13 protein-coding genes are annotated in these 10,818 nt (G+C 41.2%); all 13 read left to right on the top strand.

What is annotated here, in order from left to right; translation table 11 throughout:
- Positions 1–680 (top strand): flagellar brake protein (locus VN379_RS15100; RefSeq protein WP_325535284.1); only part of this gene is annotated, 680 nt, incomplete at its 5' end.
- A 24-nt stretch (positions 681–704) separates the two neighbouring features.
- Positions 705–1,751, top strand: a complete 1,047-nt coding sequence (locus tag VN379_RS15095; RefSeq protein WP_325535282.1) for a chemotaxis response regulator protein-glutamate methylesterase — start codon at positions 705–707, stop codon at positions 1,749–1,751.
- A gap of 31 nt (positions 1,752–1,782) precedes the next feature.
- Positions 1,783–3,855 carry a chemotaxis protein CheA gene (locus VN379_RS15090; protein ID WP_325535280.1) on the top strand — a complete coding sequence of 691 codons (2,073 nt, stop codon included), beginning with the start codon at positions 1,783–1,785 and terminating at the stop codon, positions 3,853–3,855.
- Positions 3,856–3,872: 17 nt separating this feature from the next.
- Positions 3,873–4,337: a chemotaxis protein CheW gene (locus VN379_RS15085; protein WP_325535278.1), complete on the top strand. Its 465-nt coding sequence runs from the start codon at positions 3,873–3,875 to the stop codon at positions 4,335–4,337.
- Positions 4,338–4,372: 35 nt separating this feature from the next.
- On the top strand, positions 4,373–4,993 hold the full coding sequence (locus tag VN379_RS15080; protein ID WP_325535276.1) for a chemotaxis protein CheC: 621 nt from the start codon (positions 4,373–4,375) through the stop codon (positions 4,991–4,993).
- Positions 4,993–5,478: a chemotaxis protein CheD gene (locus VN379_RS15075; RefSeq protein ID WP_325535274.1), complete on the top strand. Its 486-nt coding sequence runs from the start codon at positions 4,993–4,995 to the stop codon at positions 5,476–5,478. The genes VN379_RS15080 and VN379_RS15075 overlap by 1 nt, the downstream gene beginning before the upstream one ends.
- A 17-nt stretch (positions 5,479–5,495) precedes the next feature.
- Positions 5,496–5,804 (top strand): hypothetical protein, encoded by a 309-nt coding sequence (locus tag VN379_RS15070; protein WP_325535272.1) that lies wholly within the window; start codon positions 5,496–5,498, stop codon positions 5,802–5,804.
- A gap of 19 nt (positions 5,805–5,823) precedes the next feature.
- On the top strand, positions 5,824–6,585 hold the full coding sequence (locus tag VN379_RS15065) for a FliA/WhiG family RNA polymerase sigma factor (RefSeq protein WP_325535270.1): 762 nt from the start codon (positions 5,824–5,826) through the stop codon (positions 6,583–6,585).
- 23 nt (positions 6,586–6,608) lie between these two features.
- Complete coding sequence (locus VN379_RS15060; protein WP_325535268.1) at positions 6,609–8,231, top strand: FapA family protein; 1,623 nt, start codon at positions 6,609–6,611, stop codon at positions 8,229–8,231.
- A gap of 47 nt (positions 8,232–8,278) precedes the next feature.
- Positions 8,279–8,620, top strand: a complete 342-nt coding sequence (locus VN379_RS15055; protein WP_325535266.1) for a hypothetical protein — start codon at positions 8,279–8,281, stop codon at positions 8,618–8,620.
- A 16-nt stretch (positions 8,621–8,636) separates the two neighbouring features.
- Positions 8,637–9,200 (top strand): hypothetical protein, encoded by a 564-nt coding sequence (locus VN379_RS15050; RefSeq protein ID WP_325535264.1) that lies wholly within the window; start codon positions 8,637–8,639, stop codon positions 9,198–9,200.
- 180 nt (positions 9,201–9,380) lie between these two features.
- Positions 9,381–10,079 carry a 30S ribosomal protein S2 gene (rpsB, locus tag VN379_RS15045; RefSeq protein ID WP_325535262.1) on the top strand — a complete coding sequence of 233 codons (699 nt, stop codon included), beginning with the start codon at positions 9,381–9,383 and terminating at the stop codon, positions 10,077–10,079.
- 71 nt (positions 10,080–10,150) lie between these two features.
- Entirely contained in the window at positions 10,151–10,798 is a 648-nt protein-coding gene (tsf, locus tag VN379_RS15040) for a translation elongation factor Ts (protein ID WP_325535260.1), read from the top strand.
- Positions 10,799–10,818 lie beyond the last annotated feature (20 nt).

The following is a 10,818-nucleotide window of genomic DNA, read 5'->3' as shown; positions in this document are numbered from 1 at the left end:
AGGAGGGGGTTCTAATTAGTATTAAATCGGAAGAAATTTTTAAAATTAATCAGCGTATTGAGGTTTTTGTACCTAGCAGTAGTGGGCTTGTCGAGCAATATCGCAGCCGAATAGAGGATATTAATGCGGATAATATAGTTATTGCGATGCCGATGACTAAAAGTCTACCTGTTATGCTGCAACGTGGGGAAGTGTTTTTTGGGCGGGTTGTGGCAAATTTTGCGGCTTTTGAGTTTACCAGCTCACTAATTGCCAAACAAATGCAGCCTCTGCCTGTGTGGATTATTGCTGCTCCTTACAACATCAAAAAAATCCAGCAAAGAGCTTTTGTTAGGGTAGACGCGGCTTTACCAGTACAAATTACAGAGTTTATTGATGGAAAGGAAATCGAAGATACAAGAATTACTGCTGTAACCAAAGATATTAGTGGCGGTGGTTTACAAATAGCTACTACCCATCTTTGGCCTCTTGATACTGAATTAATGGTGAATGTGGATTACCCTGGTGTTGGGCCGATTTCACTTAGAAGCAAAGTTATGAGAATACAGCAGCCCCAACCTGACCGGGCATTATTCTGGATTGGGATTAAATTTCTTGAGATTAACGAAAGAGACCGTGGCAATATTATCAAATTTATTTTTAAGAAGCAGCTTGAGCAACGCCGTAAAGGCTTGGAGTGACTTTTAGGTATTGGTGGTGAGTTTTTGATAAAGGTACTGGTTGTTGATGACTCGGTATTTATGCGCAAGCTACTAAGTGATTTGTTTGCAAGTGAAACCGATTTTACCGTTCTTGATACTGCTCGCAATGGTAAAGACGCGATCGATAAAGTAAAGCGGCTTAAACCTGACTTAATTACCATGGATGTCGAGATGCCAGTTATGGATGGTATTACAGCCCTGGAAGTTGTTATGAAAGAGTGTCCGACACCGGTAGTTATGATTAGCAGTTTAACCCAGGCAGGTGCTGAAGCTACCCTGCGGGCCCTGGAATTAGGCGCTGTTGAGTTTGTCGCAAAAACCGCCGGACCAATTTCAAATATATCAGGAATTCGAGCCGAGATATTGAGTAAATGTAGGGCAGCTGTGAAAGCCAATGTTGCTCAACTCACAAAAATCCAGCCGGTTAATCTTCTAAATTCACCATTTAAAATGGCCGCGACCACAGGCTTGGTGGCAGATGAACGCATTGTAGCTATTGGTACTTCTACAGGCGGACCACGTGCTCTACAGGAAATCATCACTAAACTCCCAGGCAATATTCCCTGCGCGGTTGTTATTGTTCAGCATATGCCGCCAGGTTTTACAAAATCGCTGGCCGAACGCTTAAACTCATTGTCTTCCGTTACTGTTAAGGAAGCTGAGCAAAATGATGTTTTGCGTCCGGGCCTTGTGCTGATTGCACCAGGCGATTACCATATGGTAGTAGAGCGGGAAGGGGGGAAGGCTGTTGTTAAACTCAACCAGAATCCTCCGCTTGGTGGGCATAGGCCGGCAGTAGATCCTATGATGGAATCAGTTGCCCGTATTTTTGGCAGTAAGGCAGTTGGTGTTATTCTGACCGGCATGGGGCATGACGGTGCTAAAGGAATCCAGGCAATTAAGCGTCATAATGGTCAGACCATTGCTGAAGACCAATCAACGGCAGTGGTGTTTGGAATGCCGAAATCTGCGATTGAAATGGGCGTGGTTGATAAAATAACGCCTATCACTGGTGTAACCGCTGAAATACTTAAAGCTCTAATCAAGTAATTAACATAAATGAAATACGGGGGTGTAATAGATGGACATTAGTCAATATATGGGGATGTTTTTAGAAGAGTCGCGCGAGCACCTGCAGACACTTAATAATTGTCTGCTTGATCTTGAAAACGATCCAGGAAGTTTGGCGGTGCTTGATGAAATATTCAGAAGCGCTCATACCATAAAAGGCATGTCTGCGACTATGGGATTCACTACAATTGCTGAACTTACCCACGAGATGGAAAATGTTCTTGATTTACTGCGTAAAGGAACTGTACCGGCAAATGATGATATTACTGACACCTTATTCAAATGCGTAGATACATTAGAACAGTTGGTGGAGAATGTTGCTTCAAATTCAGATAATCCGATTGAAATTAAGCCTCTTATTTCCAAACTAACAGCTATAGCCAGAGGCGATTTTTCTGTAGCACCTAAAAGCCAGACAGTTCAACCTGTAATAGATTTATCAGAGCAGGAAGTATCTTTAACAGAGCCGATAAAACTGGATGATACAGAAAGTAATGTTGTTAAGGCAGCAAAAAAGCAAGGTATGGAGTGTTATGAAGTTCATGTAAACCTGAGGGAAGGATGCCTGCTTAAATCTGCCAGAGCCTATATGGTTATGAATGCTTTAGAGGAACTCGGTGAAGTCATTAAAAGTATACCTGCTGTTGATGACCTGGAGAAAGAAAACTTCGATTATAGTTTTCAGGTTGTCATTGTGACTGGAGTTGATTCTGATAGAATTGAAAATGCGGTCACAAGTATTTCTGAGGTTGAGAACGTTATAGTTGCTTCATCGGTAAATTTGGCCAATGTAGAAAAGGTATCACAAAACGTCAGCTCACAAGCGGCAAGCGTGCTAATTGACAACAGTAGCCCAAAATCTGTTAGAGATAAAGCTGAAAAAGTATCGGCAAATGAGTCTAATCTCCATTTAGCTGATAAAAAGCTTAAAAGTGGTCAATCCGTAAGGGTGGATATTGATAAGCTGGATAGTTTGCTTAATCTTGTTGGTGAGTTAGTTATTAATAAAACCAGGCTTGAGCAAATAGGTTTAACGCACCGGCTTGCTGAACTTGTCGAGACTATTGAACAAATGGACAGGGTAACTACCGACTTGCAAGCAGTAGTTATGAAAGTCCGGATGGTCCCGGTTGGTCAAGTGTTTAATCGTTTTCCTCGGATGGTTCGTGATTTGTCGCGTGAACTGAATAAAGAAGTTAACCTCATAATTCAAGGTGAAGAAACCGAGCTAGATCGTACGGTTATTGATGAAATCGGCGATCCATTAGTACATCTGTTAAGGAATTCTATTGATCATGGTATTGAGCAACCGTCTGAGCGACAGGCTAAAGGTAAAAACCCTGTCGGAGAAATTCGTCTGATTGCCCGTCATGAAGGTAATAACGTCATTATTATGGTTGAAGATGATGGTAAAGGCATTAATGCTGATATTATAAAACAAAAAGCACTGGAAAAAGGCCTTATCACTCAAGCTGAAGCAGATAAAATGGAACAGACAGAAGCAATCCGGCTAGTATTTTTACCTGGCTTCTCCACTGCAGACACCGTTACTGATGTTTCAGGCCGTGGTGTAGGGATGGATGCCGTTAAAACTAAGATCGAATCATTAGGCGGCATGGTAGATGTTGAGACAAAAATTAATGAAGGCAGTAAGTTCAAAATTCGCCTGCCGTTGACACTGGCAATAATTCAGGCTTTGCTAGTCAAAGTTTGTGATGAAATTTATGCTATTCCACTCGGTTCTATTGACAGTACGATTAATATCACGCCAGAAAATATAAAAACTATTCAAAATCAAGAGGTTATCCTGCTTAGAGGGCAAATTATTCCTATAGTACGATTGGCGAATGTCCTTCATTCCCCTGATACCTGTGCTCATAATCAGGATGAATTATTTGTAGTAATTGTCCATATGGGAGAGCATCGTGCTGGGATTATTGTTGATACACTCATTGGGCAACAAGAGATAGTAATCAAATCTATGGGGAAATTGCTGGCTGGCATTAAAGTTATCGCTGGCGCTACAATTTTAGGTAATGGTCAAGTAGCGCTTATCCTGGATGTTGGTGCTTTAAAGCAATAAGCAGGAGGGAGAAAAATATGTCTGAAGTAACGTTTTCCGGCAATGAAGTTCAATTGGTTGTATTTAAACTGGGACGCGAAGAGTATGGCGTCAGTATCCTGCAAGTCCAGGAAATTAAACGAATGACGGATATTACCCGGGTACCTCATTCACCCGATTATATTAAAGGTGTAATGAATCTACGCGGCAGTGTACTGCCGGTTATCGATTTAAAGAAAAGGCTAAATTTACCTCCTCAGGAATACACCGATGATACGCGCATTATTATCGTAAAAGTCGAGGATATAATTATTGGTATGATTGTCGATGCAGTATCAGAAGTAACGACAATTGATCAAATGGGTATTGAAGCGCCACAAGCAGTGGTAGGAGGTATTGCTGCTGATTACTTAAGCGGCGTGGGTAAAATGGAAAACCGGCTATTAATATTGCTTAATGCTGAGGCAATTATTGGGATAGGCCAGGAAGTCAAAGCTGGCTAATATTTAGTTACTGATGTTTAAAGGGGTGGAGAGATTTGTCAGAAGATATATTGAAACTTTCACCATTGCAATTAGATGCACTGCGGGAGATTGGCAATGTTGGAGCCGGCAATGCAGCAACAGCCTTATCCCAACTCATTAATCAAAAAATTGATATGACTGTACCTGAGGTATCAATTTTGCCTCTAGGTGAAGTACCAGAGGTGGTGGGTGGCCCTGATGCAATGGTTGCCGGTGTCTATCTTAGAGTCTTTGGCCCGGCGCCTGGCAGTATTCTATTTCTCCTTCCCCGCGATAGTGCTTTTTATCTGGTTGATATGTTAATGGGTCGCAATCAAGGCGAAACTCAGCTTCTTAACTCCATGGATGAATCGGCTTTAATGGAAATCGGTAATATATTGGCAGGCGCGTATTTGAATGCTTTATCCTATTTTACCAAGTTAACATTATTACCATCGATTCCAGCATTGGCCATTGATATGGCTGGTGCCATCTTAAGCGTTATTTTGATTCAGTTAGGACAAATGGGTGACCACGCACTAGTAATAGAGACCGAATTTACTACTGATAATGACGGCGTTAAAGGCCACTTTTTCCTTATTCCTGACCCTGGTTCCTTAAGTACAATCTTGACGGCAATTGGGGTGAAGGAATAATGGCTGAACTAATAAAAGTTGGTATGGCTGATTACAAGGTTGGGCGTAATCCCGACAGCTTAATCAGTTATGGATTAGGGTCATGTGTGGGGATTGCTTTATTTGATCCAGCTGCAAAAGTTGGTGGTTTGGCTCACATTATGTTGCCTGACAGTACACAAGCCCGTTCTGCTGATAACCTGGCGAAGTTTGCTGACACTGCGTTGCCTGTAATGCTTAATGAAATTATTAAAATGGGCGCGCTCAAATCACGGATTACAGCCAAAATTGCCGGTGGCTCACAGATGTTTACATTTACGAATACTACTGATATTATGAGGGTAGGTGAGCGTAATGCCGAAGCGGTACGTTCAGTACTTAAAAAGTTGGAGATTAGAGTAATTGCCGAAGATACTGGTGGCAACTATGGACGTACTGTCGAATTGAAGCTTGATACTGGAGTTTTTAGGGTTAAAACAATTGACAAAGGTGAAAAACAATTATAATTTTGGGGGAAGGGACTATGTCACTAAAGGTACGGATTGGCTTATATTTGGCGCTTATTGCTGGTATTTTAACTATATTAGTCGGTGCCATGAGTAGTGTTACGCCAGTTGTTATTTTATACCGGACATTAGTATCTGTAGTCCTTTTTGCGGTTTTAGGATATACATCGGCTCAATTTGCTGAGCGTTATTTCCGGGGTAAAATCAACGAAACAGTGCCTAAAGGTAACAATATTGATGTAGTAAGCCTTGATGAGCCACTAGCTTCTGAATTTAAACCCCTGAATCCTGAACATTTTGAAAACATAACACTAACGCAAAAGTAGGATGGAGAGGTAAGCGCTAATGCCAGGTAATGACGCTGAACAGAAGGCTGCCAACACACTCAAGCTTTGGCGGGACTATCATACTAACCGAAACCCGGAGATCAGGGAAAAGCTTATTGAAAACTATCTGCCTTTAGTTAAGCTGGTGGCGGGGCGGATTGCAGTTAGTCTTCCTCAGCATGTGGATAAGGATGATTTAATTAGTAACGGATTTTTTGGGCTTATGGAATCGATTGAACGTTTTGATCCTGACCGCGGGGTTAAATTCGAGACTTATGCAGTAGTACGCGTTAGGGGAGCTATTCTAGATTCTCTTAGAGCCCAAGACTGGATTCCTGCGACAATACGGCAAAAGGCCAGGCAATATGAACAAACTGTGGCTAAATTAGAGCATGTGCTCAGCCGCTCAGCAAACGACGAAGAAATTGCTAGTGCAATGAAGATTTCGATTAGTGAACTTTACACGCTTATCAATCATCTGAATACAAGCACCCTCATTCCATTAGAGGAGTTTGCAAGAACAGAGACGGCGTCACAACACACACCAAATCCTTCGCAACATCTTGAAGAAGAAGAAGTAAGGTTTTTGCTGGCTAGAAGTATAGATAAACTGCCGGAGAAAGAGCGTTTAGTAGTTAGTCTCTATTATTATGATGGACTAACTTTAAAAGAAATAAGCCTAATACTAAAATTATCTGAAGCGCGGATTTCGCAACTTCATACTAAAGCTATCTTCCGGTTGCGTGGCGCTCTATCAAGATTAAAGTCAAGTCTTTTGTAGTATATTGATATGGGGGGGTATATATGGGTTCAGATGAACGCTTTTTAGAGCTGGCAGAAGACAGCATTAGTTCACTTGACGGATATTTTAGTATTTCGGAAGATGACCAAGGTGTTCATTTATCTGTCTATTCCCCGCAAGGTGCAGGACAGTCGGTAAAAGTTCCGCAGATTATTGAGAATTTGGTGGAACGCGGGATTAGCAAATTAGACAATGCATTGCTTATACGTGTTGTGAAAGAGGCTTTAGGAACGCCTGTGAAGGTTGCCGATAAACCAGTTGAAGTAGAACCTGACATACAGATTCTGGTAGCTCGTGATAGAATGGAGGCTGCTCTACAAGTAAATCTGCCCAAAGGATGTCGTCCAGTACTCATTGACGATATTATGAATAAGATTAAGCCAACGGGAATAGTTTATGGTATTGATGCTGAGGCCATTGAATCAGCAATTGCTCGTCCAGGCAGTACAGTGGTGTGTGCCAAGGGGTTGCGGCCTATCGATGGTGTTAATGCCTATATTACCTATCATATTGACCTAGAGAATAAAGGGCGACCTGCTGAGCTTGACGATGGCCGGGTGGATTTTAAAAATCTTAATATGTTTACTACGGTTCTAAAAGATGAATTATTGGCTGAAAAAATACCCCCTACATCAGGCACTGCTGGTATGGATATCCTGGGGAATGAAGTTCCAGCTAAACCAGGAAGAGATATCCTATTACCGATAGGAAAAAACGTGTATGCAGTAGATGGGCTGAAGGTACATGCGGGACAATCAGGTCAGCTTGTTGTTCTTAATAACAAAGTAAATGTAGTACCTGTTATTGAGGTTAAGGGTGATGTTGATTTATCTACAGGTAATATTGAATTTGTTGGCAATGTAATGATTCAAGGGTCGGTTCAAACCGGCTTTACTGTTAAGGCTGAAGGCAATGTAGATATCGCGGGCAATGTCAGTGGTGGTATTGTAGAAGGGAAAAATGTCATTGTCCGGATGGGAGTCCAGGGGATGCACCGGGGGCATATAAAAGCAGCCGAGAATGTGATTGCAAAATATATTGAGAATGCTAAAGTATACGCAGGAAAAGACGTTATTATTAGCGATGTTGTATTACATAGCCGGGTAAGTGCTGTCAAACGGGTAATTGTCGAAGAACGCCGCGGGCTGATTGTAGGTGGGCAGATTTCGGCAGGTGAGGAAATCAGAGCAAAAACTATCGGTACTGCCTCAGCGACTAATACCGATATTGAGGTCGGTGTAAACCCTCAAATGCGTGAAGAGTATCAAGAATTGCGAAAAGAAGTCAGAAAAATCGAATTTAATCTTGAACAAACCCAAAAGGCACTAAGCATACTAAAATCTATAAACCTGAATTCTTTGCCGCCGGAGAAGCGCGAAATGCTGCTCAAGCTCACTAAAGCTCAATTTCATTTAATTGGACAGATTGAAGCTATGCGTAATCGAGTTGCGGAAATCGAACTAGTGTTCGAAGAAATGCGTTACGGACGCATAAAAGTTTCTGATACTGTCTATCCAGGTGTAAAACTAGTCATAGGAACATTAGTAAAGCCAGTCAGAGATCCAATTAAATATGCCGCTTTTTTTGCTGAAGACGGCGAAATTAAAACAGGTTCTTATAAATAACGATAAATCTACCAATCAATTAAATTTATGATTGGGTGGCGATTGTAATGAGTATTAGATCAATTGATATGCAGGTGCTTATTCCGAGAGCAACAGAAGTTCAGAAGCATCAAAGTAATATAGTTCAACAAGGTGCATTACAACAGCAGCAGTTTGCCGAAGAGATGCAAAAAACGGCAGAAGTAAAGCAACATCAGGTTCAAGACATACTAAAAAGTCAGAACAGTAAAGTGAAACGTGATGAGACAAAAGATAACCAATCTTCCAATAGCTATTCTCGTAAGGGCACTGCTTTGAATCAAGTAGAAACAGAGGAACAAGAGAATGCAGAGAACAATGTTATTGGTGAGGACCCTATCCTTGGCCATATTATTGATATAAAAACGTAACTGCGAGGTGCTATTTTTGCTTACTGGCGTTATTGTTTCAATGCTTGCCATGCTACTTTTAGCTTTTTTCCTGGTATATAAGAAAGAGATGATTATTAAGAGCTTTGCCTTAGACATATCTGCTCCAACAAATGAGTTTACTCAGAAACTCGAACAAACTGCAGATTTAGTAGTTAAGCGGTTGGAGGATGAGGCAACACAGCTTGAATTGTTATTAGATGAAGCTGAGGCAAAGATTGAAGTGCTTAGCCAACAGATTGAAGATGCCAATAAAATCATTGAACAATTAATCAAATTAGAAAATAATCAGGTTTTTATGACCGAAAATAATCAGGTTATTGTACCGGCTGCCGGTATTAGTGATACACCGCTAGCATTTGGTCAATTTGAAATGGTCAAGCCTTTTAATACAGCGGATACAACTGATAAAAAGACAGTGACTAATGACCCGGTGAACCTCGAAAAGCACCGGCTTACTATTGCAATGGCGGATCAGGGCTATAATGTGACTGAAATTGCTAAGTCTACTGGAATGGGGAAAGGCGAGATAATGCTTCTTTTACAGTTGCATAAAAAATAGATTTAATTGGCAAAATAGGCAAAAAAGTTTTTTTAAGACATGTCACTTGTTATCGGCAGCTACTTGTGCTATACTAATTTTTGGTGTTATCACTCACGTAATCTAATTTTGCTACTGTGCCAAATTGGTGAAAGCAAAAAATGCGGATTGCGGCGGTAAATTAACAGGAGGTGTAATTTTATGTCGGTTATTTCCATGAAGCAGCTTTTGGAAGCCGGTGTTCATTTCGGACATCAAACCAGAAGGTGGAACCCCAAAATGGCCCCGTACATATTTACGGAGCGTAATGGTATTTACATTATTGATCTACAGAAAACAGTTAAGAAGGTAGAGGAAGCGTATAATTTTGTACGCGATTTGTCTTCTCAGGGACAAACCATGTTGTTTGTAGGCACTAAGAAACAAGCTCAAGAAGCTGTAAAAGAGGAAGCTATCAGATGTGACATGTTTTATGTTAATGAGAGATGGCTTGGTGGTATGCTGACTAATTTCCAGACTATTCAAAAGCGCATTAACAGATTGCGTGAACTTGAAGATATGGAAGCAAAAGGTATGTTTGAAGTGTTGCCTAAGAAAGAAGTAATTACGTTGCGTCATGAGATGGAACGATTGCAGAAATTTCTTGGCGGCATAAAGAATATGCACAAACTTCCCGGTGCTCTCTTTATTATTGACCCAAGAAAAGAACGGATTGCGGTGGCTGAAGCTCGCAATTTGGGAATTCCTATCGTAGGTATTGTTGATACTAATTGTGATCCTGATGAAATTGATTATGTTATTCCCGGTAATGACGACGCTATCCGCGCTGTCAAGCTACTTACCGCAAAAGTTGCTGATGCCATCTTAGAAGGTCGCCAAGGCGAACAGATGGCTGAGTAAACTATTATCTGCAGATTAAAGGTAAGGGGCTTTTGCCCTCTTACCTTTAATAATCGTTAGGAGGATTTTAAATGATAACAGCTGAAATGGTTAAAGAATTACGGGAACGTACTGGCGCTGGTATGATGGATTGTAAAAAAGCGTTGAGCGAAACTAACGGGGATATGGAAAAGGCTGTTGATTTTTTGCGTGAAAAAGGATTGGCAGCTGCTGCAAAAAAAGCTAGCCGGGTTGCTTCTGAAGGGCTTGTAGAAGCTTATATACATGGGGCAGGACGTATTGGCGTTTTACTCGAAGTTAACTGTGAGACTGACTTTGTAGCGAAAACTGATGGTTTTAAAGCATTGGTGCGGGATATAGCTATGCAAATAGCGGCTGCAAATCCTACTTATGTTACTCGGCAAGAAGTACCTGAAGAAATACTGAATCATGAAAGAGAGATACTTCGTGCTCAGGCTCTTAACGAAGGTAAACCGGCCCATATTGTTGAGAAAATGATTGAAGGCCGTTTGGAGAAATTCTATAAAGAAGCCTGTTTATTAGAACAACCTTTCATCAAGGATTCAGACAAAACTATAACTCAGTTAATTACTGCAAGTGTGGCCAAAATTGGCGAAAACATCTCGGTTCGCCGCTTTACCAGATATCATTTAGGTGAGGGTATCGAGAAAAAGGCCAACGATTTTGCGGCTGAAGTAATGGCTGCGGTTAAGAAATAAGAGAACACTTCGTGTTCTCT

Source organism: Sporomusa sp. (assembly GCF_035561255.1).
GTDB lineage: Bacteria > Bacillota > Negativicutes > Sporomusales > Sporomusaceae > Sporomusa.
The sequence above is the reverse complement of the archived record's forward strand: the minus strand, read 5'-3'. Positions and strand labels throughout refer to the sequence as shown.